Origin of the sequence: Novosphingobium sp. ES2-1 (assembly GCF_015169775.1) — a bacterium.
GTDB lineage: Bacteria > Pseudomonadota > Alphaproteobacteria > Sphingomonadales > Sphingomonadaceae > Novosphingobium > Novosphingobium subterraneum.
Map to the genome: position 1 here is coordinate 2,189,399 of NZ_CP063445.1, position 22,562 is coordinate 2,211,960.

The following is a 22,562-nucleotide window of genomic DNA, read 5'->3' on the forward strand; positions in this document are numbered from 1 at the left end:
CCCCAGCCACGCCGCAAGTCCTACACCATCAATTCATCGCCAGCCCACACCGGCCTGACCGGTCAAGCCACCGGTCAGAACGGCAGCTTGAACCCCGGCGGAATGCCGGCCGCCATCTGCACCTTCTGCATTTCTTCCGCAGCCGCAGCATCGGCCTTGCCGCGCGCGTCGTTGAAAGCTGCCGCAACCAGATCCTCGAGGATGCCCTTCTCGGACGGAACCAACAAGCTCTCGTCGATGTTGACACCGATCACGCGGCCCTTGGCCGAAGCCTTGATCTTCACCAGCCCGCCACCAGCCGCGCCCTCGACCTCGATGTTGTCCAAGGTCGCCTGCGCGTCCTCCATCTGCTTCTGGATGGTCTGCGCCGCTTTCTGGGCGGCCTGGATCATCTCTTCCATCGACTTCATGCGCGTTTGCTCCAGGGTCTCTTTTCGTGCTCTCGCGAGCTTTCCTCATCAATGATCACCGCGCCCGGAAAGGCTTCGAGCGCCGCCTTGACCAAGGGATCTTCCTTCATCGCCGCGTCCGCCGCCGCCACCTTCTCGGCCTTGGCTTCCTCGAGGCTGGGCAGGGCATCGCCCTCCCCGCGCTCGACGATCCATGCCTCGCCGGTCACGTGGTTCAACGCGCGGCGGATATCCGCCGCCGGATCGTTCGGCAATCCCGGCGCCAGTTGATAGCGCAGCAAACCGGCCTTGAGTTCAACCACCCGCACGCCCAGCCGCATCGTCGATCCGACCAATGGCGAGACATGCTCGACTTGCTCGACCAGCGCTTCCCAGTCCATCGCGGGCGCCGCGGTCGCTTGCGCCACGGGAGCCGCGACAGCGCCCGGTTCGGCGGTCTGCGCCATGACCACGGGCCGGGAAGCAATCTCTTCCAGCTTCTTCACCAGCCCGCTGGGATCGGGCAGGTCCGCCGCGTGCATCACCCGCAACAGCGCCATCTGCGCCGCCACCAGCGGATCAGGCGCCACCTTCACTTCCTCGTAACCCTTGAGCAGCAGCTGCCACAACCGGTGCAACTGCCCCGCCGAAAGCGCCTTGGCCCAGCCCTCGAGAGCCTCCCGCTCCTCGGTCGAGCGGATGTCCGGCCCCACGCCGCCGATCTGCGTAACCGTCACCCGATGGACCACATCCATCTGCGCCCGCATCATCGCGATCGGCTCGATCCCCAGCGCATACTGCTGCGCCACTTCCTCCAGCACCGTCCCGCCCTTGCCCGAAAGCACGGCGTCGAGCAGCCGGCGCTGCATGGTCTTGTCGGCAAGGCCCAGCATCTGCCGGACCTGCTCGGCCGTTACCCGGGTCTTGCCATCCTCGCTGCCAACCAGATCGGCATGGCTGATCGCCTGATCAAGGATCGAAAGGCCATCGCGCACCGAACCTTCGGCGGCAGCGGCGATCATCGCCAGCGCCTCGTCCTCGGCCTCGACACCTTCCTTGCCGCAGATCATGCCGAAGTGGCTGGCGAGCAGCGGCGCCGGAATGCGCTTGAGATCGAACCGCTGGCAGCGCGACAAGACCGTGACCGGCAGCTTGTCCACTTCGGTCGTCGCAAAGAGGAACTTCACATGCGCCGGCGGTTCCTCAAGCGTCTTGAGCAAGGCGTTGAAAGCATTGCGCGACAGCATGTGGACTTCGTCGACGATGTAGATCTTGTAGCGCGCCGAAACCGCCGCATAGCGAACCGCCTCGATGATCTCGCGCACGTCGTCGACGCCAGTGTTCGACGCCGCGTCCATCTCGATCACGTCGATGTGTCGGCCTTCGGCAATCGCCCGGCATGGTTCGCAAGACCCGCACGGATCGATCGTAGGCCCGCCCTGCCCGTCCGGGCCAATGCAGTTGAGCGCCTTGGCGATCAGGCGCGCGGTGGAAGTCTTGCCAACACCGCGTACGCCGGTCATCAGGAAGGCATGGGCCAGCCGGTCACGCTTGATCGCGTTGGCCAGCGTCTGCACCATCGCGTCCTGCCCGATCAGTTCGGCAAAGGTCTGCGACCGGTACTTGCGCGCCAGCACGCGATAGGGTTGCGCAGCAGATGCCGCTGCGGGCGCGACCGGTGGCGGTGGCGCCGTCTCCCGCACCACTTCTGCAGGAGCCGGAGCAGGCGCTACAGGCGCTGCGACCGGCGCCGGATCGCCGAACATCGAACTTTGGCCCGCCGCCTCGAGCTCGGCAGCAGAGGGCTTGTTCTCCTCCTCTTGCGGAGGATCGCCAAACATGTCGGTGGAATCGGCCATTGCTGCCTTAGGTAAGCACTCCCGGCCCGATTGTCGAATGCCCCGAGGGGGAGAATCGGTGGATTGAATCATAGGTTGCAAAATGCAACCTTAACTTCATGAGCAAGGTTCTTCCCGGTCGCCTCACCGCCGATTTCGATCGCTCGTTGGTGGTATTCGTCATCGGCATGCGCATCAATCACTTCCACAAGGTGGGAAAGTGGCTCCCAGTCGCTCGCGCCATGGGGCCGATGCTCGCCGAACTCGCGCGAAATCCGCAAAGCGGCTTTCTCGGCACGGAAACGATGCTGCGCGATCTGCGCACCATCGTGCTCCTGCAATACTGGCGTGATTTCGACAGTCTCGAAGCCTATGCCCGCGATCGGGACCAGAAACACTGGCCAGCCTGGACCGCGTTCAACAAGGCCGTGGGCGCCGACGGCACCGTCGGCATCTTTCACGAGACCTATGCCGTATCAGCCGGGGCCCATGAAACGATCTATGGCAACATGCCACCCTTCGGCCTCGGCAAGGTCGCCGGACTCATCCCCGCCACCGGAAAGCGCAACGAGGCCCGCTCGCGCATGAAAACAGCAACGGAGGGGTAAAAAGGAGCCGGCCGACCCGCCGCAACCCGTTGTGGCTGCTTCCTTCCGGACCTGACCAGGTTGGCGGACGCAAGCGTCCGACCGACTCCCGGCGCGGCATATGGAGAGGAAGCGGAGGCTTGTCCAGCCCTCGCCGAACTCTGCTTACTTAAAATTATCAGCGTAGCTCTGCAGCTTCAGCTTGCGCGGCGGCGTCGGGATCACGCGCGCATCGATGCCATAGCGATCGGCATAGGCCTGCGCATCTTCCTGCGAATTGAACGCAAGCGTCACCTGGCTCTGCGTGTCGCCCGAACCAGCCCAGCCCATCAGCGGGTCGGGGCGGCGTGCTTCGGCGGGTTCGAACTCGAGCAGCCAGTCGCTGGTCCGGGCCTTGCCGGACTGCATGGCATTCTTCGGGCGCTGATAGATGCGTGCTGACATGGCTTCGCGCTTGCACACGAATCAGGTCGCAAATCAAGTCCGCTTTTGCGCGTTAAAGGCGTTCTTGGTCTTGAGGCTCGGGTCTTCGGCCCAGGGCTCGTCTGGCCAGCGGTGCTTGGGGTAGCGCCCCTTCATGTCCTTCACCACATCGCGCCACGATCCGCGCCAGAAGCCGGGCAGATCTCCCGTCGTCTGGATCGGCTTGCCACCGGGGCTGGTGAGGCTCAGCAGCAGCGGCTTGGGCGGATGGCCCACGCACGGATGCCGCTCCAGCCCGAACAGTGCCTGCACCCGCAGTTCCACGCACGGCCCGCCCTCGTGGCCATAGTCGATCGCGTGGCTGGTCCCGGCGGGCGAGCGGAACTCCGCTGGGGCCAGCTTGTCGAGCGCCTGCCGCTCGTTCCAGTCGAGCCGGTTCAGTAGCGCCTCGTGCAGCCTGCCCGCGCCGATCTGCAGATCGCGCCGCCCCGCCAGCAATGGCCCGAGCCAGTCCTCAAGCGCGCCAAGCAGAGCCTCTTCGGACAGCGCCTCAAGCCCCGCATACCCCGCCCGCACGATCAGAGCCTTGGCGGCCTCGCCCAGCGGGAGCAGCGCCAACCCGCCATCGCGCACCACCTCGATCAGCTTCGCCACAACAGCCTCGGCGTCCGGCTTCGGGTCGGGCACCCGCGCCAGCACGATGGCCCCCAGCTTGCGCTCCAGTCGCGCTTCGACGCGACCCTCGATCGCGTTCCAGGTGAGGGAATGCCGCTCCTCGATCCGATGCGCGAGGTGTCGGACAACGTCTTCCTCCTCCAGCGCCACCGCCGCCGTGATCCGCGCGCCCTTGGCCTCGCCTTGCGCGTCTCCGATCACCAGCCACTCCGCCGTTGCCAGCGGCGATGCCGGATCAAGCCGATAGCCGCGGCCACCCGAAGCCAGCCAGTCCTCGCCCGAAGCCCCCCGCGCCCGCGCGATCCGGTCGGGAAACGCCTCCGCAAGCAACACGCCCAGCGGCACCTCGCCAGCCTTCCCGCGCGCACCCAGCCTGCCTGCCATCTGCGCCCACCGCGCCGCCAGCTTGCGCGATCCTTCGGCCCTGCTCCCGCGCTCACCCGCCCAGCGATCAAGCCGCCGCGCCAGATCCTCACCGCGACCGCCCAGCCCGCGTTCCTGCAACAGCAAGGCCAGTTGCGCCGCTTCGTCCGCCTGCCCGCGCTCGGCTGCAAACAACAGCATGTGCGCCAGCGCCGGCTCCATCGGCAGGCGCGCCATCGCCCGCCCGTGTGCCGTGATCCGCCCTTCGCCGTCCAGTGCGCCTAAGGCCTGCAAGGCCCCCCGTGCCGCCGCCATCGCTGCCGTCGGTGGCGCATCGAGCCACGCCATCCCCGCCGGGTCACCCGCCCCCCACTGCGCTAGCGTCAACGCCAGCGGCGCAAGATCACTCGTAACCACCTCTGGTGGATCGAAAGCGGGCCGCCCCGCGTGCGCCGCCTCTTCCCACAGGCGATAGGCGACGCCCGGTCCCTGTCGCGCCGCGCGCCCTGCACGCTGGGCTGCCGAAGCCTGGCTCGCCCGCGTCGTCACCAGCCGCGTCACCCCGGCCGCCTTGTCGAACTCCGCCCGTCGCGAAAGGCCTGCATCGACCACCACCGAAACGCCATCCAGCGTCAGCGAAGTCTCGGCAATGCTGGTCGCCAGAACCACGCGCCGGCGCCCTTGCGGATCGCGCCGGATGGCCGCAAGCTGCCCTGCCGGCTCAACCTGTCCATGCAGCGGCAGCACCAGCGCCTGCGGCAAGCGCTCGGCCAGAAGATCCGCCGTCCGCTCGATCTGCGCCACGCCCGGCAGAAAAGCGAGAATGTCGCCGCTCTCATCGCGCCACGCCGTCTGGATTGCCGAAGCCATCGCAGCCTCGATCTTCAGGTCCGGCCGCGCGCCCAGCCACTTGACCGTCAGCGGGTGCGCCTTGCCCTCGCTCTCTACAACCGGTGCGTCACCGAGCAGCGCGGCAAAGCGCGAACCGTCAATCGTGGCCGACATCACCACGATGCGCAGATCCTCCCGCAGCACGCCTTGCGCTTCAACCGCCAGCGCCAGCCCGAGGTCACTGTCGAGATGCCGCTCATGCGCCTCGTCGAAAAGTACGGCGGAAATGCCCTGCAATTCGGGATCGTTCAGGATGGTCGAGACAAAGATCGCCTCGGTCATCACGATCACCCGCGTTCGGGATGAGCGCCTGGCATCGAGGCGCGTGACATAGCCAATGGTCTGCCCCGCTTCCTCGCCCAGCAGCTCGGCCATTCGTTCGGCTGCGGCACGTGCCGCAACACGCCGCGGTGACAGCACGATGACCTGCCCGCCACACCACTTCTCGCCCAGCAGCGCCGGCGCGACCGCTGTCGTCTTGCCCGCACCCGGCGGCGCGATCAGGACGGCGCTTGGCCCCTCACGCAAGGCTGCAAGCAGGTCGGGCAGGACGGCATGGATCGGCAGGTCGCTCACGCCATGCGCCTTAACGGCCTTTGCCCGCCCAAGGCAATGTTCCGGGAAACGCAGACCCTTACAGAACGTTCATGGTCCAGACTGCACAAGCATGCTAGGCGGGGAGAGATGAAGAGCACGCTGGAATTCGTCGTGGCGCTGACCACCGGCCTGCTGTTCAGCGGTGTGATGATCGGCGCCATCATGCTGAGCATCGGAGCGGTCTGCGGCGGCAGCTGCTACTGGCTCTGGCGCCGCTTCGGCAGGCGCAAGTAAGGTCAGCCCATCGGATAGGGGATCTCGCGGCTCACCTTGTTGATCGCCTTCATCACTTCGTCGCTCAGCACGAGGTCGGCCGCGGCAAGAATCGGGTCGAGCTGACCTTCGGCACCGACGCCGACAATGGTCGAAGCCACGAAGTCGTGTTGCTTTGACCATGCCACCGCCATCGTTACGGGATCGAGCCCGGCCTCCGCCGCAATGGCCATGAACCGCTCGGTCGCGGCAATGCTGCGATCGTTGACGAAGCGCTTGCCCATCTGCGCCTGCCGCCCTTCCATTGCCAGGTAGCGCGAGAACCGCGCGCCCTCAGGCCGTGCTCCACCGTTGTACTTGCCCGAAAGCACGCCGCCCGCAATTGGCGAGTAAGGGATCAGGCTCACGCCTTCCTGTCGGCAGACCTGTGCCAGTTCGTCCTCGAAGCGACGGTTGTTCAGGCTGAAGTTGTTCTGAATCGTCTGGTAGCGCACCGTGCCGAGACGCTCGGCAGTCGCAAGGGACTTCATCAGGCCCCAGCTGGTCTCGTTCGAACAGCCGGTAATCCGCACCTTGCCCGCCTGCACCAGCTCGTGCAGCACTTCCATGGTCTCGTCATAAGGCGTGTCGTGATCAGGCCAGTGGGTCTGGTAAAGATCGATGTAGTCAGTACCGAGCCTCTTCAGGCTGGCCTCGATTGCCGTCTCGATATTGCGCCGGTCCAGTGCGGTCATGCCGTTGCGACAGGGTGAGCGGAACCAGACATGGCTCGGCCCCGAAACCTTCGTCGCCAGCACGATCGCATCGCGCGGCTTGGTCTTGAGCCATTTGCCGACGATCTCTTCCGTCCGCCCCACCCACTTGACGTCCGGCGGCACGGGATAGCCTTCGGCGGTATCGTAGAAATTGATCCCTGCGTCATGGCAGCGATCCAGCACCCGCAGCGCTTCGGCTTCATCCACCTGGCTGCCGAAGGTCATCGTCCCCATGCAGATATCGGAAACGACAATGGCCGACCGGCCGAGGCGACGATGCTGCATCAGGCTCTCCCGCTATACGTATGAAACTGGATCAGAATCTCCGCGCGACGGCGAACAGCGCGGCCTCGGTCATGGCGACCTTGGCAGCACTGGCCGGGAAGCCGGCAATGGCGTCGATTGCCCGCTGCGCATACATCCGCGCCCGTTCGCGCGTGGCGTTCACCGCATCGTGCCGGCGGATCAGCTCGATCGCGTGGGCAAGGTCTTCGTCCGAAGACCGGTCGCCCGCAATCGCCTCCTGCCAGAACTTGCGCTCTTCGGCGTCGCCCCGCGCATAGGCGAGGATCACCGGCAGGGTCATCTTGCCTTCGCGGAAGTCGTCGCCCTGGTCCTTGCCCATTTCGGCAACTTCGGAATCATAGTCGATCGCATCGTCAGCCAGCTGGAACGCGATGCCGAGGTTCCGACCATAGGAATCGAGCGCCAGCTCGTCCGCCTCGTCACGCTCGGCCACCACCGCCGCGATCCGGCATGCCGCAGAGAACAGCGCCGCCGTCTTTGCCGCGATGATGTCGAGGTACATTTCCTCGGTCGTCTCGATCTGACGCTGCGCGACCAACTGGTCGACCTCGCCCTCGGAGATCACCGCCGAGGCGTTCGAGAGGATGCGCAGCACCTTGAGGCTGCCGTCCTCGACCATCAGTTCGAAGCTGCGACTGAACAGGAAGTCGCCCACCAGCACCGTCGCCGGGTTGCCGTAGACAATGTTGGCGGTCTTCTTGCCGCGCCGCATGTCCGAGCCATCGACCACGTCATCATGCAGCAGCGTTGCGGTGTGGATGAATTCCACCGCCGCCGCCAGCTTGTAATGGCGCGATCCGCCGTACCCCAGCAGCGAGGCGCTCGCCAGGGTCAGCATCGGGCGCATGCGCTTGCCACCGCCCGCGATCAGGTGCCCGGCCAGCGTCGGGATCAGCGGAATGCGCGATTGCATCCGATCGAGGATCACGGCGTTGACGCTGTTCATGCCCTCGGCAACGAGGGCCATCATCGGCGCCAGCGAAGGTTCGGCCTTGCGCGGCAGGGTATGGATGGTCGCAGTCATCGGATTGACCGCTTGGCGGCAAGGGCAGCGCTTGGCAAGACGCAACTTGCACTGTAGCGGCCCAGACACGAACGCGCAGACCAAAAGACGGGGTAAGGGAATGAGCGAAGATCCGGTTCTGGCAGGTTATCGCCAGTCCATCGACAACATCGATGCGGCGATGATCCACATCCTCGCCGAACGCTTCCGCATCACCCAGGCCGTCGGCGCCTACAAGGCCGCGAACAAGCTTCCCGCCTCCGACCCCGGCCGCGAGGAGCGCCAGATCGCACGCCTGCGCAAGCTTGCCGAAGACGCGAAGCTCGATCCGGAATTTTCCGAAAAGTTCCTGCGCTTCATCATCCAGGAAGTGATCCGCCACCACGAGAAAGCGGCCGGATCTGCCGATTGAAGCCCTGGAGGGGATGGTCGGGGCTTAGCCGACCTGATCTTCCAGCGGCACCCCCGGCACCTGCTTGGCAGTGCGGATCGTCAGCGAGGTCTTGACGCTTGCCACGTTGGGCGCAGGCGTCAGCTTGCTGGTAAGGAATTCCTGGAAGCTCTGCAGATCGCGGCTGACGATCTTGAGGATGAAGTCGATCTCGCCGTTGAGCATGTGGCATTCACGCACCTCGGGCAGGGTGCGCATATGGTCCTCGAACTGACGCAGCGATTCCTCGGCCTGGCTCTTGAGGCTGACAAGAGCGAACACGGTGATCGCAAAGCCGAGCTTCGAGGCGTCGAGATCAGCGTGGTAACCGCGGATCACTCCGGCATCTTCCAGAGCGCGCACCCGGCGCAGGCATGGGGGTGCGGTAAGTCCGACGCGCTGCGCCAATTCCACGTTGGTCACGCGGCCCTCGGCCTGCAGTTCGGCAAGCAGGCGCCGGTCGATACCATCAAGGGTTGCCATTCTTCGTGTTCGTCCGTTTCGCAAAGCCCCGGTCGGGGAATTCGGAAAGAAGCGGGAGTCGCAACTTTCCGCACAAAATCCGCCGTCCAAGATAATTTTATTGTTTCATAGTGCAACCGTCCCACATTGCAACGCAGTGGATAGTCACCTTCCCGCAACCGGCACGATTTGTTAGCCTTCTCCGGGCTAGTTCAGCGGATTAGCAACCTGTCCGGAGCTTCACGCTACGGTGCACGAAAGGCCACACGCGGAGCTCTGATGATCGTTGACGACCGCCTTGAGACCGTGCTGCGCACCCACGCGGCCGGCAAGACGGCAGCCAGAACGCAGCTGCGCCAGTTGGTTGACCTGCTCGGCCCCGTCCCGCTCGCCGCGTGGAATCGGCAGCACGCTGGCGCGCTCCAGCGCATGGATTCGCTTTGCGCCATGTTGACCGACGAGGAATGCGCCGCAGTTCTTCGCTCGGCCCCGCACCGCTCTGCCGTGCTGGTTTACCATTTTGCCCAAGGCGGTCCCCGTACCGCGGCGGCTGCAGTATCGGCCGCCCGGCTGACCGACGAGGACTGGCTCGCCGTTATCCCGCGCCTCCCGGTACAGGCGCGCGGCTTCGTGCGCCATCGCGCCGATCTGGGAGAGCCGGTCCGCCAGCTGCTATCACGCCTTGGCATCAACGATTTCCTGCTGCCCCAGCCCGAACCTGCGGTCGCAATCGAACAGGGCCGAGCTGACAGACAGGCGGCCCCCCTGCCCGAGCCCGAGCCCGAGCCCGAGCCCGAGCCTGTGCCCGAGCCCATCCCGGCCGACGACGGCATCGGCGCGATCGTCCGCCGCATCGAGGCCTTCCGGCGCAAGCGCGAGGAACGCGAGGCCACTGCGCCTCAGGCCGCTCGCGGCGATGGTCTTGCCCCGCTCCTGCCCTTCGGCGAGGAGAACGCCGCACCGCGCAAGCCGGTCGCGACGATTGATCTGCGCACGGATGCGCTTGGGCTTGTCGTTCACGCAGGCATCGACCCGCCGGGGGTCCTGCTCGGCAGCCAAATGTTCTGTGCCGATGCCGCCGCACCGATGCGGTGCGATGAAACCACCGCTCGCGCATTCCGACAGCGCCAGCCGATCGAGGCCGGTTTCTTGTCGATCGAGGGCGCCGATCTCGTGGCTGGCCACTGGCAGGCCGATGGCACGCCAATCTTCACGCGCGATGGTGGTCGCTTCGCCGGCTACCTTTTGCGCCTGCGCCGCCATGTCCAAGTGCCAGCTGCGGAACTGGCTCCGGAAACGCCCTCCGTCTCGGCCGAGGCAGACCGTCTGCGGCAGCTGCTGCACGAGCTGCGCACGCCGATCAACGCGATCCAAGGCTTTGCCGAGATGATCCAGTCCCAGGTCTTCGGCACCACGCCGCACCAGTACCGCGCCATGGCTGCCAGCATTGCGGCAGATGCGGCACAGATGCTCGCCGGCTTCGAAGAGATCGAGCGGCTGGTGAAGCTGGAATCGCGCGCGCTTGCAATCGACACCGGCCTTGCCGATGCGGCTGCGCTGGTCGCCGGGCTTGTCGAACAGATTTCCCCCGTTCTTGCAGCCCGCAACGTCCGGCTTTCCGTCAGCATGCCACAAGGCCCGCTTGCAGTGGCATTCGCTGCCGATGAAATCGAACGCAGCGTGTGGCGGCTGCTCTCGGTCATCGCGACCAGCGTCGCGCCCGGCGAACGCATCGCCATCGCGCTTGAACAGCGCGAACGCTGCGCCAGACTGTCAGTCACGCTGCCTGCCGCGCTCGACCGGCTTGACGATGCGGCCCTCTTTGCGCCCGAAGCGCCGACGGGCAGTGGCGTGCTGGCCGCTTCGGCAATGCTTGGCAACGGCTTTGCCTTGCGCCTTGCCCGGGCAGAGTTTGAATCCGGCGGCGGATCCCTGCTGCGGGAGCATTCGCAGTTCGTCGCCACAATTCCGCTGGCGGACGAACCGCCGAGCGATGCCGCGCCGATGCAGGCCCGCGCATGACAGCCTCGGCTTCTCCTCAGATCCTTCGCCTGCCGTCGCCGGAAGACTTCGTCACTTTCGCGCCCGAATTTGGCACCCGGTTCATCCTGACGGTCGATACGGAAGAGGAGTTTGACTGGTCCAAGCCGCTGGATCGCACCAGCCACGGCCTTGATCACATTCCCCGCCTCGCCAAGTTCCAGCAGTTCTGCGAGGGCCTCGGTGTTGTCCCGGTCTACCTTGTCGATTACCCGGTGGCGAGCGACCCGCGCGCTGCCGAAGTCCTCGGCGCCGCCGTTTCCGCCGGGCGTGCCGAAATCGGCGTGCAGTTGCACCCATGGGTCAACCCGCCCTACGATGAACTCGTCAATGTCCACAACAGCTTCGCCGGCAACCTTCCGGCCGATCTGGAACGTGCCAAGTTCCGCAAGCTGCGCGACACGATCGAGCAGGCCTTCGGGGTCGGCCCGCTGATCTACCGCGCAGGGCGGTACGGTGTCGGCCCGAATACCGCAGCCATCTTGTCAGATTGCGCCATCGCGATCGACACCTCGGTCCGCTCGCGCTTCGATTACAGCTCCACCGGCGGCCCCAACTTCCGCGACCACCCCTTGCGCCCCTGGTGGATCGACCGCCGCAACGGGCTGATGGAAATGCCGCTCACCACGGTTTTCGCCGGGCACCTTCGCCGCCACGGACCGGCAGTCTACCCCGCCCTGTGGCGCGTGCCACGCCTTCGCGGGGCGCTCGCCCGGCTCGGCCTGCTCGATCGGATCCCGTTGACTCCCGAAGGTGTCACGCTGCTCGAAGCGCTGACTGGCATCGACATGGCGCTGGAAAGCCGCCTGCCCCTGCTCGTTTTCTCCTTCCACAGCCCCTCGCTTCGGCCGGGCTACACGCCCTACGTCCGCAGCGAGGATGACCTCGACCAGTTCTATGACTGGTGGCGCGGCGTCTTCGCCCATCTCGCCCGCCACCGCGTCCGTCCGACCTGCGTCAGCGAGATCATCACCGCCGCGCAAGTCTGACGAGTGATCTTGCCAAGCCGCGACTGCGCCGCTAGCGGGATCAGCGATGGGCCTGTAGCTCAGTTGGTTAGAGCTGGCCGCTCATAACGGCTAGGTCGCGGGTTCAAGTCCTGCCGGGCCCACCATCATTCCCACCGATAGAGTCGGACAAATGACCCTGCTCCCCGCGCGCGGGCGGGGGCCTCGGTGTTGTCACGGAATCCTCACGTGAACCGGCTGCGGCCCCTGCCAGCTCAGGCGCGCGGATGAATTGCCTTGGCTGCCCGCCGCCTCCACCGTAGCATCCATCCCGGCAACTGGTTGGAGGGGGCAGCACTGATGCGAATGCTTTTGGGGATTGTCCCGTTGCTCGTGGGGCTTGGCGCGAGTTCGGCAATTGCGCAGTCGGCGGGCCTCGGCGAGGTGCTGGTCAGCGCCAGCCGCAACGATGCCCGCTTCTGGCAGAAGGACCGCCCGGTCGTCGGTTTGCGGCGCCAGGCAGATGGCATGGTCATGAACCTCACAATTGTCTCCGATACCCGCGACGCCGCTACCCGCCGCAGCGAGATCGACGCAGCTCTGCTCGCCGCCATTGATCGCGCCGTCGCGTCGGGCTTCCAGCTTGTGACCGGGACCGTGCAGCTCGAACCCGTGACCAAGGCGAACTACCGCAGCCTTCCGCAATTGCCCGCCGGCCGGGTGGATACCAGCAGGGTCGAACTGATGGTCAGGGGCAAGTTCGAGGGTTCGTCCCGCGCCACGCAGGACAAGCTGAAGGTGTTCATCGCCTCGCTCAAAGGCAATGGCCGCGCGACGATCGAGACGACTTCGGTAACTTCGCTCAGCGTCGACAATCCCGACCAGTACCGCGAAAGGATCCTTGCCCTCGTCGCCCAGGATGCGCGCACCACCGCCGGGATCTTCGGGTCTGACTTCACGTTCAGCGTAACAGGCGTGGATGGGCAGGTGATCTGGACCCAGGCAAGCCCCAGCGATGTCTTCCTGTATATTCCATACCGCTACGCAATAACGCCAAGGCAGTCCGACGGGAGGACCGCACCATGATCGAGCGCACGTTGTCACGCCTTGTCGCGCTCGCGATGCTCGCTGCGCCCCTGCAGGTGTCGGCGCAAGAGGATGAGGGCATGGGCGAAGTCATCGTCACCGCCACTCGGCGCAGCGAGCGGCTTCCCTCGGTGATGACCAGCCTGCCCTATCTCGATCGCCGCCCTGCCATCGGCCTGCGCCGCGCCGCCGACGGCGTCGTGCGCCGGATCGAGATCGGCTCGGACTCCCGCAGCGAGGACATGCGCCGCAGCGAAGTGCAGGCCATGCTGCTCGCCGCACTCGACCGCGCCAGCCGCGAAGGCCTCAGCCTCGTCACCGGCGAACTCGAGGTTAAGGAAGTCACGCGCGAGAACTGGCGCGCCCTGTTCCCCGCTCTCGCCAGCCCCTCCACCACCTCGGATGACGAGGATGATGACGACAGTCAAGACGACGATGAGGACGAAGGTAACGGCAAGGTCCAGCCCGGTTTCGAGGACGACGGAAGTACCGCCACCGCACGGCTGATGATCAAGGCCAAGCTCACCGGCACGATCGACGAGGCGCAGCGCAAGGTTTCGGCCTTCGTCCAGTCCGTCCCCGCCACGGGCCGCTCCGAAATTCGCCAGCTCGGCACGATGGCGCTGACCATCGTCAACCCCGAGCAGTACCGCGAGGAAATCAATGCCCGCATCGCCAGAAGCGCGCTTCAGGCAGCCAGCCCTTACGGCCCGGGTTACGGCGTCGAAGTGACCGGGCTCGATCGCGCCATCGCCTGGGCGCAGGTCAGCAATACGGAGGTTTACCTCTACATACCCTATGCCTACACGGTACGACGCTGATCGGCTGACGACAGCCTGATGGGTTTCAACTCCGCTTGCCTACACCGGGGGAGTGTGACAGGGACTCGCGCGCCCGATTTTCCCTGACTTTTCCAACCGGACGCCTGTCTCTCCCCATGCTTACCATCAACGGCATCACCGTGCGCCTCGGCGGACGCGACATCATTTCCCGCGCCTCAGTCGCCGTGCCGCCGCGCGCGCGCGTCGGTCTGGTCGGGCGCAACGGGGCGGGCAAGTCCACGCTGGTCAAGGCAATCATCGGCGAGATCGAGCCTGACGAAGGCGCGATCGAAATGCCTCGCCGCACTCGCCTTGGCTACCTCGCACAGGAAGCCCCCGCAGGCAGCGCCACGCCGTTCGAAACCGTGCTCGCCGCCGATGTCGAGCGCACCCAGCTGCTCGCCGAGGCCGAGACCTGCAGCGATCCCGATCGCCTCGGCGATGTCCACGATCGCCTGCTCGCCATCGATGCCTACAGCGCCGACGCCCGCGCCGCGCGCATCCTGATCGGTCTCGGCTTCGACGAGGCGATGCAAGGCAGCCCGCTCGACAGCTTCTCCGGCGGCTGGCGGATGCGCGTCGCGCTCGCCTCGCTGCTCTTCTCCGCGCCCGACGTGCTGCTGCTCGACGAGCCCTCGAACCACCTCGACCTTGAAGCGACGCTGTGGCTGGAGAACTTCCTCAAGGCCTATCCCGGCACGCTGCTGCTGATCAGCCACGAGCGTGATCTGCTCAACAACGTGGCCGACCACATCGTCCACCTCCACGCCGGCAAGCTCACGCTCTATCCGGGCGGGTACGACAGCTTCGAGCGCCAGCGCAACGAACGGCTTGCCCAGCAGGCCGCCGCGCGCGCCGCGCAGGAAGCGCAGGCGGATCGGCTCCGCGACTACATCGCCCGCAACTCCGCCCGCGCCTCGACCGCCAAGCAGGCGCAGTCGCGCGCCAAGATGCTGGCCAAGATGCAGCCGATCGCGGCGGTGGTCGAGGACCCCTCGCTCAGCTTCGACTTCCCCGACCCCGAGGAACTGCGCCCGCCGCTGATCACGCTCGATCTTGCCAGCGTCGGATACGCGCCGGGCAAGCCGGTGCTGCAGCGGCTGAACCTGCGCATCGATCCGGATGACCGCATCGCACTGCTCGGCCGCAACGGCAACGGCAAGACCACGCTCGCCCGCCTGCTCGCCGCGCAGCTCGCGCCGATGGACGGGGCGATGACGGCGACGGGGAAGATGCAGGTCGGCTACTTCACCCAGTACCAGGTCGAGGAGATCGCCGATGGCGGCACCCCGCTCGAACTGATGACGCGGGCGATGGAGGGCAAGAGCCCCGCCGCCATCCGCGCGCAGCTCGGGCGCTTCGGCTTCTCCGGCAACCGCGCCACCGCGCAGGTCGGCACGCTGTCGGGCGGTGAACGCGCGCGGCTTGCCCTCGCCCTCGTCACCCGCGACGCGCCGCACATGCTGGTGCTCGACGAGCCGACCAACCACCTCGATATCGATGCGCGCGAGGCGCTGGTGCAGGCATTGAATGCCTACAAGGGCGCGGTGATCCTGATCAGCCACGACCGGCACATGGCCGAACTGGTGGCCGACCGGCTGGTCCTCGTCGACGGCGGCACCGCCAAGCCGTTCGACGGCAGCATCGAGGACTACATCGACTTCATCCTCGGCCGCAACCAGCCCAAGACCGAGAGCGGCAGCAGCGACACGCCAGCCAAGGGCGGCGCGCAGCAGGACCGCAAGGCCCGCGCCGCGGCGCGCGAGACGTACAAGGCGCTGCAGAAAGCACAGACCGAAGCGGAAAAGCGCGTGGCCAAACTGCAGGCCGAACTGGCGCAGATCGACCGCGCGATGTTCGAGCCGGGCAGCGCCGCGCCGGAATTCGCCAAGCTCACCATGAGTGACCTGTCACAGCGGCGAAGCAAGGTTGCGCAGGCGCTGGAGGAAGCGGAACTGGCGTGGCTGGAAGCTGGCGAGGCGCTAGAGGGGGCCAACTGAGGCCCGCCGACAGCAGCGCCGAGGGCGACGTTCCGCACCGCAGCAGCCCGAGGGGTTTACGCGGTTTACACGGTTCAGGGGCGCTTTGCTCTCCGCGTTCCTCCTCCGGCGTCGCCGCGCAGGCGGGGACCTCGGTCGGTTTACGGACCGCTTCGGGTTTCTCGCTTTCGTTCCGTAACGACAACGAGGCCCCCGCCTGCGCGGGGGAGCAGGCTTCCCTGATTTCGGTCTGATCTTCCTCATCCTCTTCCCCGAACAGGGCGTGGAGCGTGGCTTCGCGGCGGTTCTGGGCGGCGGACCAGCTTTCGCGGGCGAGCTGGCGGGCGCTTTCCATGTGGGCGTCGTGGGCTTCCTGCCAGTCGTCCCAGGCCTCGTCGGGCTCGTCGTCGGCGGGATAGGGGAAGGCGCGCTTGAAGTCCTGTTCGGCCTGCTTCTCGCAAGCCTTCAGGAAGCGGTCCTGCGCCGGGTCGGCAAAGCCGGTGGCGGCGGCGACGTCGGCGCCCTCGGCCAGAGCAAGCAGCATGCGGTCGAAGTCCTCGGCAAGGTGGTGGATTTCCCTCGGCGCCTGCGCCGCGCGGGCGTCGAGCCGGGCGAGGTGCGCAAGGAGCAGGCGCGCGTCGAAGCGCCGCCGCTCGCCCACCGCCTCGCCCCGGAACCAGATCGTCTCGGTAGTGCCGTGGAGCGCACGGGTGGCGAGCACCTGCTCGGCCGCCTCGCGCGCATGGAGCAGCGCAGCGTCCCACGCGGCGGCAAAGGCCGGATCGCGGCGACGGCGGACATAGGCCGTCTGCGAGGACACCCCCGCCACCTGCGCCGCCGCGCGCACCTGCCCGTGGCGGCTGAGATGCTCGAGAAACAGCGCGATGCGCGTGGGCGTGAACTGGTTGGGGTGGAGAAGTGCTGAAGCATTCTCCCCTCCCGCAAGCGGGAGGGGCCGGGGGTGGGCCCTTCCTTCTTCTTCCCTGAACGCGAAAGCCCCTTCGCCTACCGGCGAATGCCCACCACACCCTTGTTCGCCTACCGGCGAATGCCCACCCCTAACCCCTCCCGCCTGCGGGAGGGGAATTGAAGCCACGCGCCCCCGCCCCTTCGCGCCAACCGCAGGCAAAGCATCATCAGGCAGCCCGATATCCCGGCTCGCGGGAATCCACCCGCGCCCAAAGGAGGAAGGCTGATGCGGATCGGCTGCGTGCGGCATGGGCGGCTCCCGTTTAGAACGAAACGGGAACTTCTAGGCGAGGATGGGGGGTGTAGGAAAATGGTTTTACGCAAGGATGTAGCTCGAAGCCATGGCAAAGAAGAAACGCTTCAGTCTCAGAACAACCCACGAGTGCACCCATCACCATTAGACTTTGCTTGAAACCAAATGCCTCGCTATAAATCTGAAGAAACGAAACAGGTGAATTTTATGACCTATGAAGCAATGCTCATGGCTGGTGGAAAAGCGCTCTGGGAAGCCTCAAAAACGCCACTAAGCAACATGATGAAAGTTAAAATAGACGAGCTAAGAGTCGATCTAACGAACATTTTTTCAGGCAGTATCAATGTAGCTAAAAATCGATGCTCTTCTGTAAAGAATATTATATATCGTGGAACTCCTGCTAACCTGCGCGATCTATATGTCAACATAAATTTTGCTATCGATGAGAATGAAGTAACAGACGATACTTTGCAGGACGCAATTTTAAATAGAAAAAAAATAATTATATCTGGCAGAGCCGGCTTTCGAAAAACAATGTTCATGAAATGGTCTACACTTAATATAATTGAATCCCATGAACAACATCAACTTTATCCTATATTTTTCGAACTTAGGAATATCGATGAAAAGCATGCGGAAATGCCGTTCGAAAGCATACTATTTGACAATTCCGCCTCGTCGAAGGACAAATCAACTTTTCAGCAATTCATAATTGGATTGCAAAGAGGTTTCTTTTTAATTACCTTGGATGCCTTTGATGAGATAAATCCAAAATTCCGCGAAAGAGTTCTGCAGAACCTAACAAGGTTTATTAGGGATTACCCCGAATGCGGAATAGTTTTGTCTACAAGGCCAGATGACCAGATAGAAAGCATCCAGGAGTTTTCTGTTTACCGTAGTCTATCGATGAATCAGGCCCAGATTATTGAAGTTATCTCGAAAATTGACTTTGATGACACGATCAAAACTAATCTTATTTCAAAATTAAATTCCGGATACTTTGAGCGCAACAAAGACTTCCTCATAAGCCCCCTTATGGCGACAATCATGCTTCTTTCCTTCAGCAATAGTGCGGATATTCCGAATCGCCAAACTTTATTCTACAAAGAAGCCTTTGAGTCGCTGTACCTACGTCATGACGTCCATAAAGGTTCATTCCGTCGTGAATACCATTCAAAGCTACAGATCGATCAATTCGAAAAAGTTTTCTCTGTTTTTTGCTATAATACTCTTCGGGAGAACGAGCTGGAGTTTGATTACACAAAGCTCATCGCTAGGTTTCGTCAGGCACTCGGCTACTTTGGGCACGAAGTAGACCCAGAGGAATTTGCAAAAGATGTCATTCACGTAGCAAGCTTAATAGTAAAGGATGGAAATCAATATGAATTTTCACACAAAAGCTTTCAAGAATATTTTGCAGCGCGCTTTCTACAGGACTATAGGGGACCAGATATCTTCGAAAAGATAGACGGAGTCAGCAGAGGAATTTATAATAGAAATCTGATGGGATTCTTAGCTGAACTTAGCGAAGACCTTTTTGAAAGAGAATGGCTCTTAAAGCGGTGCAACTTATGGCTTGATTCAGTCGGTCGCGTTAGGTTAAATACCAAAAGCGGCTTAAGGACCTATTTTGAGAATACATATCAAAGTTTAGGATACTCTTATTCCGGTCGCATCCTTAATTATGGACTGGGTTGGGGCAAGGAGTCTTGTGGATGGCTTTCGCTGATAGAAAGTGTTTACACGGACCTTGTTTTTGCGAATTCCGTATTTTTAAGAACATTTAGATCTTTGGATGTCATCGCTGATTTGATCCCCCCCGATGACCGGAAAGCGAGTATTCTATACAACGAGTTTGTCGCGAGATCTAAGCTGGTCCAGGAGAGGGAGGGAAGCTCTATCGAAAACGATTGTGCTGACGTAAAAGCTAAGGACGCGCCTTGGCTTATTTACAGTGGATTGCATGAGGCATTTCAAGAGACCCGTCAGAGCGTTAAAGCTCTCGTCAAGCAGATTTACGCGAACCAAGAACGGCGCGCCCAGTCCTTCAGCAGAATTGAGAATTCTAAACGGAAATGGGAATTGCAGTGAGACGTGCAAAATCCCCAATTAGCCCTCACTATAAGTATTCCCGAGGCCAAGCGTCCGCGAGTAGCGGCGTTGCGCCGACATCCTTGGACAGACTCAGGATGAGCGGGGCTTGGGCGGTGATGTGGTTTTCACCTGCTTGGTCATCCTGAACTTGGTTCAGGATCCATTTTGCCGATTATGCCTCCGCTTGTGGGCAAGGATGGACCCTGAGCCGCGTTCAGGGTGACGGGGTTTGTGTTTCGACGTGGTGGTGTTGCGAGGGTGCCCCTCGACCATCCTGCGGATGGTCCCCCTCCCTCCTTCGACAGGCTCAGGATGAGCGGACGGGGAGGAACTGGGGTCCCCCTCCCTCCTTCGACAGGCCCAGGATGAGCGGGTGAGGGAGGAATTAGCGTTTCAGCAACGGGGCCATGTATTGGCCGGTGAAGCTGCGGGGGTTCTGGGCCACCTGCTCCGGGGTGCCTTCCGCCACGATTTCGCCGCCTCTCACGCCGCCTTCGGGGCCGAGGTCGATGATCCAGTCGGCGGTCTTGATGACGTCGAGGTTGTGTTCGATCACGACGACCGAGTTGCCCTGTTCGACGAGGCGGTGGAGGACTTCGAGGAGCTTGCGCACGTCTTCGAAGTGGAGGCCGGTGGTGGGCTCGTCGAGGATGTAGAGCGTCTGCCCGGTGCTGCGGCGGGCGAGTTCCTTGGCGAGCTTGACGCGCTGGGCTTCGCCGCCCGATAGCGTCGTCGCCTGCTGGCCGACCTTGACGTAGCCCAGACCCACTTCGTTGAGCATGTGCATGCGGTCCCGGATCGGGGGCACGGCCTTGAAGAACTCCTCGGCGTCCTCGATCGTCATGTCGAGCACGTCGGCGATGGAGAGGCCCTTGAACTTCACCTCGAGCGTTTCGCGGTTGTAGCGCTTGCCGTCACACTCCTCGCACGTGACGTAAACGTCGGGCAGGAAGTGCATCTCGATCTTGATCAGGCCATCGCCCTGGCACTTCTCGCAGCGGCCGCCTTTCACATTGAAGCTGAAGCGGCCGGCCTTGTAGCCGCGCGCGGCGCTTTCGGGGAGGCCGGCGAACCAGTCACGGATGAGGGTGAAGGCGCCGGTGTACGTCGCGGGGTTGGAGCGCGGGGTGCGGCCGATGGGCGACTGGTCGATCTCGATCACCTTGTCGCAGTGTTCAAGCCCGGTGACGCGATCGTGCGCGCCGGCGATCACGCGCGCGCCATTGAGCGTGCGGGCGGCGACGGCGTGGAGCGTGTCGATGGTGAAGCTCGACTTGCCCGAGCCGGAGACGCCGGTGACGCAGGTGAAGGTGCCCAAGGGGATCCTGGCGCTGACGTTCTGGAGGTTGTTGGCGCGGGCGCCCTCCACGCCGATGAACAGGCCGTTGCCCTTGCGGCGGGTCTTGGGGACCTCGATCTTCCGCGCGCCGGTGAGGTACTGGCCGGTGAGGCTGTTGGGGTTGTTGAGGATATCGTCCAGCGTGCCCTGCGCGACGATCTCGCCACCATGGACGCCCGCGCCGGGGCCAAGATCGACGACGTGGTCAGCCGTGCGGATGGCGTCCTCGTCATGCTCGACCACGATCACGGTGTTGCCGAGATCGCGCAGGCGCTTGAGGGTTTCGAGGAGGCGGTCATTGTCGCGCTGGTGGAGGCCGATGGAGGGTTCGTCGAGCACGTAGAGCACGCCCGAGAGGCCCGAGCCGATCTGGCTGGCGAGGCGGATGCGCTGGCTCTCGCCGCCCGAGAGGGTGCCCGAGGTGCGATCGAGGTTGAGGTAATCGAGGCCGACGTTGTTGAGGAAGCCGAGACGCTCGTTGATTTCCTTGAGGATGGCCCTGGCGATCTGGCTCTGCTGGCTGGTGAGCTGGCTATCGAGATTGGCGTACCATTCGACCGCAGCGGCGACGGAAAGGCGGGTGACCGAGGAAATGTCGCGCCCGGCGACCTTGACCGACAGCGCCTCGGGCTTGAGGCGCTTGCCTTCGCAGGTCTCGCACGGTTGCGCGGTCTGGAACTTGCCCAGCTCCTCGCGCATCCAGGCGCTTTCGGTTTGCAGCATGCGGCGGTTGAGGTTGCCGATCACGCCTTCGAAGGCCTTGTTGACGGTGTAGCTCTTCTTCCCGTCGATGAAGGTCAGCGGCACGGCCTTGCCGGCGGTGCCATAGAGGATGACGATCTTGACCTCGGCCGGCAGCGCGTCCCATGGCGTATCGAGGCTGAAGCCGAAATGCGCGGCGAGGCTGGCGAGGACCTGCATGTAATAGGGCGACGGCGGGTTGGACTTCGCCCAGGGGACGACGGCGCCCTGCTTCAAGGAGAGGTTCTCGTTCGGCACGACGAGTTGCGGATCGAACAGCAGCTTTTCGCCGAGGCCGTCGCAGGCGGGGCATGCGCCCTGGGGGGCGTTGAACGAGAACAGGCGCGGTTCGATGGACTCGATGGTGAAGCCGCTGACGGGGCAGGCGAACTTTTCGGAGAAGACGATGCGGTTGGCGGCAAGGCCGGTCTTCTTCATTCCCGTCTTCTGGGCGCCCTTCTTGCCATTGGCGTCCGATTCTTCCTCGCGGCCGGGGACGACGCCATCGGCGAGATCGACGTAGGCAAGGCCGTCGGCCAGCTTGAGGGCCTGTTCGAAGCTGTCGGCCAGGCGGGTCTGGATGCCGTCGCGGACGGCAATACGGTCAACCACCACCTCGATGTCGTGCTTGAGCTTCTTGTCGAGCGCAGGCGCGTCCTCGATCGGCATGATCTCGCCGTTGATGCGGACGCGGGTGTAGCCGGCCTTCTGCCATTCGGCGAGCTCGCGGCGGTATTCGCCCTTGCGGCCGCGCACGACCGGGGCGAGCAGGTAGGCGCGGGTGCCTTCGGGCAGGGCCATGACGCGGTCGACCATCTGGCTGACGGTCTGCGCGCTGATCGGCTCGCCGGTGGCGGGGCTGTAGGGCACGCCGATGCGCGCCCAGAGCAGGCGCATGTAGTCGTAGACCTCGGTGACGGTGGCGACGGTCGAGCGCGGGTTGCGGCTGGTGGTCTTCTGCTCGATGGAGATGGCAGGGGAGAGGCCGTCGATATGCTCGACATCGGGCTTCTGCATCATCTCGAGGAACTGGCGCGCATAGGCGCTGAGCGATTCCACGTAGCGGCGCTGGCCCTCGGCATAGATCGTGTCGAACGCGAGGCTCGACTTGCCCGAGCCCGAGAGGCCGGTGATGACGATCAGGCTATCGCGGGGGAGATCGACGTCGATCCCCTTGAGATTGTGTTCACGGGCGCCGCGGACGGAAATGGTAGTGAGAGACATGCGCGGCGGTGTTCCATATTTGTTCGGGTTTCGCAAGGGATTCGGACGCGAGTGCCGGCCCGGTTGCAAGCGCCATGTGGGGAGCGGACCATTGCAGTGCAATATGGGCTTTCGGGGGCACGGTTTCGCTTCCCCAT

General features: G+C 63.9%; 18 protein-coding genes, 1 tRNA gene and 1 other RNA gene. 10 read left to right on the forward strand and 10 right to left on the reverse strand.

Annotated elements, in window-relative coordinates; genetic code table 11:
- Positions 1-74 precede the first annotated feature (74 nt).
- Together IM701_RS10615 and IM701_RS10620 are read right to left on the reverse strand one after the other, a co-directional pair.
- A complete protein-coding gene (locus IM701_RS10615; RefSeq protein WP_193826929.1) occupies positions 75-410 on the reverse strand; it encodes a YbaB/EbfC family nucleoid-associated protein in 336 nt (111 codons plus the stop codon).
- A complete protein-coding gene (locus IM701_RS10620; protein ID WP_039337430.1) occupies positions 407-2,248 on the reverse strand; it encodes a DNA polymerase III subunit gamma/tau in 1,842 nt (613 codons plus the stop codon). The genes IM701_RS10615 and IM701_RS10620 overlap by 4 nt, the downstream gene beginning before the upstream one ends.
- A 98-nt stretch (positions 2,249-2,346) precedes the next feature.
- Here IM701_RS10620 and IM701_RS10625 point away from each other — a divergent pair, with 98 nt between their 5' ends.
- On the forward strand, positions 2,347-2,835 hold the full coding sequence (locus IM701_RS10625) for a DUF4188 domain-containing protein (protein WP_193826930.1): 489 nt from the start codon (positions 2,347-2,349) through the stop codon (positions 2,833-2,835).
- Here IM701_RS10625 and ffs read toward each other — a convergent pair.
- From ffs to hrpB, 3 genes are all read right to left on the reverse strand, one after another.
- An RNA gene (ffs, locus tag IM701_RS10630) (signal recognition particle sRNA small type) lies at positions 2,833-2,927 on the reverse strand. The genes IM701_RS10625 and ffs overlap by 3 nt on opposite strands.
- 52 nt (positions 2,928-2,979) lie before the next feature.
- Positions 2,980-3,258, reverse strand: coding sequence for an ETC complex I subunit (locus tag IM701_RS10635; RefSeq protein WP_193826931.1), 279 nt, complete (start codon positions 3,256-3,258; stop codon positions 2,980-2,982).
- Positions 3,259-3,291: 33 nt separating this feature from the next.
- Entirely contained in the window at positions 3,292-5,742 is a 2,451-nt protein-coding gene (gene hrpB, locus IM701_RS10640) for an ATP-dependent helicase HrpB (protein ID WP_193826932.1), read from the reverse strand.
- Between the two features lie 108 nt (positions 5,743-5,850).
- On the opposite strand from hrpB, the gene IM701_RS10645 reads away from it, so the two are divergent.
- Entirely contained in the window at positions 5,851-5,997 is a 147-nt protein-coding gene (locus IM701_RS10645) for a hypothetical protein (protein WP_156135869.1), read from the forward strand.
- Between the two features lie 2 nt (positions 5,998-5,999).
- On the opposite strand, the gene IM701_RS10650 is transcribed toward IM701_RS10645, so the two are convergent.
- Together IM701_RS10650 and IM701_RS10655 are read right to left on the reverse strand one after the other, a co-directional pair.
- Positions 6,000-7,016 carry an aldo/keto reductase gene (locus IM701_RS10650; RefSeq protein ID WP_193826933.1) on the reverse strand — a complete coding sequence of 339 codons (1,017 nt, stop codon included), beginning with the start codon at positions 7,014-7,016 and terminating at the stop codon, positions 6,000-6,002.
- Between the two features lie 31 nt (positions 7,017-7,047).
- Positions 7,048-8,061: a polyprenyl synthetase family protein gene (locus tag IM701_RS10655; protein WP_062342872.1), complete on the reverse strand. Its 1,014-nt coding sequence runs from the start codon at positions 8,059-8,061 to the stop codon at positions 7,048-7,050.
- A 100-nt stretch (positions 8,062-8,161) separates the two neighbouring features.
- Here IM701_RS10655 and IM701_RS10660 point away from each other — a divergent pair, with 100 nt between their 5' ends.
- Positions 8,162-8,452, forward strand: coding sequence for a chorismate mutase (locus IM701_RS10660; protein WP_039337422.1), 291 nt, complete (start codon positions 8,162-8,164; stop codon positions 8,450-8,452).
- A gap of 24 nt (positions 8,453-8,476) precedes the next feature.
- Here the strand turns inward: IM701_RS10660 and IM701_RS10665 are convergent, their stop codons facing one another.
- Entirely contained in the window at positions 8,477-8,953 is a 477-nt protein-coding gene (locus IM701_RS10665) for an Lrp/AsnC family transcriptional regulator (protein ID WP_039337420.1), read from the reverse strand.
- Positions 8,954-9,211: 258 nt separating this feature from the next.
- On the opposite strand from IM701_RS10665, the gene IM701_RS10670 reads away from it, so the two are divergent.
- From IM701_RS10670 to IM701_RS10695, 6 genes are all read left to right on the forward strand, one after another.
- On the forward strand, positions 9,212-10,954 hold the full coding sequence (locus tag IM701_RS10670; RefSeq protein ID WP_193826934.1) for a HAMP domain-containing histidine kinase: 1,743 nt from the start codon (positions 9,212-9,214) through the stop codon (positions 10,952-10,954).
- Entirely contained in the window at positions 10,951-11,961 is a 1,011-nt protein-coding gene (locus IM701_RS10675; protein WP_193826935.1) for a polysaccharide deacetylase family protein, read from the forward strand. The genes IM701_RS10670 and IM701_RS10675 overlap by 4 nt, the downstream gene beginning before the upstream one ends.
- A gap of 48 nt (positions 11,962-12,009) precedes the next feature.
- Positions 12,010-12,086, forward strand: a tRNA-Ile gene (locus tag IM701_RS10680).
- A 193-nt stretch (positions 12,087-12,279) separates the two neighbouring features.
- On the forward strand, positions 12,280-13,005 hold the full coding sequence (locus tag IM701_RS10685; RefSeq protein ID WP_193826936.1) for an SIMPL domain-containing protein: 726 nt from the start codon (positions 12,280-12,282) through the stop codon (positions 13,003-13,005).
- Positions 13,002-13,826, forward strand: a complete 825-nt coding sequence (locus IM701_RS10690) for a hypothetical protein (RefSeq protein ID WP_193826937.1) — start codon at positions 13,002-13,004, stop codon at positions 13,824-13,826. The genes IM701_RS10685 and IM701_RS10690 overlap by 4 nt, the downstream gene beginning before the upstream one ends.
- A 116-nt stretch (positions 13,827-13,942) precedes the next feature.
- Positions 13,943-15,826 (forward strand): ABC-F family ATP-binding cassette domain-containing protein, encoded by a 1,884-nt coding sequence (locus tag IM701_RS10695; RefSeq protein ID WP_193826938.1) that lies wholly within the window; start codon positions 13,943-13,945, stop codon positions 15,824-15,826.
- Here IM701_RS10695 and IM701_RS10700 read toward each other — a convergent pair.
- Positions 15,720-16,901: a hypothetical protein gene (locus IM701_RS10700; RefSeq protein WP_193826939.1), complete on the reverse strand. Its 1,182-nt coding sequence runs from the start codon at positions 16,899-16,901 to the stop codon at positions 15,720-15,722. The genes IM701_RS10695 and IM701_RS10700 overlap by 107 nt on opposite strands.
- A 333-nt stretch (positions 16,902-17,234) precedes the next feature.
- Between IM701_RS10700 and IM701_RS10705 the strand changes: the two genes are divergently transcribed.
- The gene (locus tag IM701_RS10705) at positions 17,235-19,118 is read left to right on the forward strand and encodes an NACHT domain-containing NTPase (RefSeq protein ID WP_193826940.1); all 1,884 of its coding nucleotides are present in this window, start codon (positions 17,235-17,237) and stop codon (positions 19,116-19,118) included.
- Between the two features lie 388 nt (positions 19,119-19,506).
- On the opposite strand, the gene uvrA is transcribed toward IM701_RS10705, so the two are convergent.
- Positions 19,507-22,425, reverse strand: coding sequence for an excinuclease ABC subunit UvrA (gene uvrA / locus IM701_RS10710; protein WP_193826941.1), 2,919 nt, complete (start codon positions 22,423-22,425; stop codon positions 19,507-19,509).
- Positions 22,426-22,562: the final 137 nt, after the last annotated feature.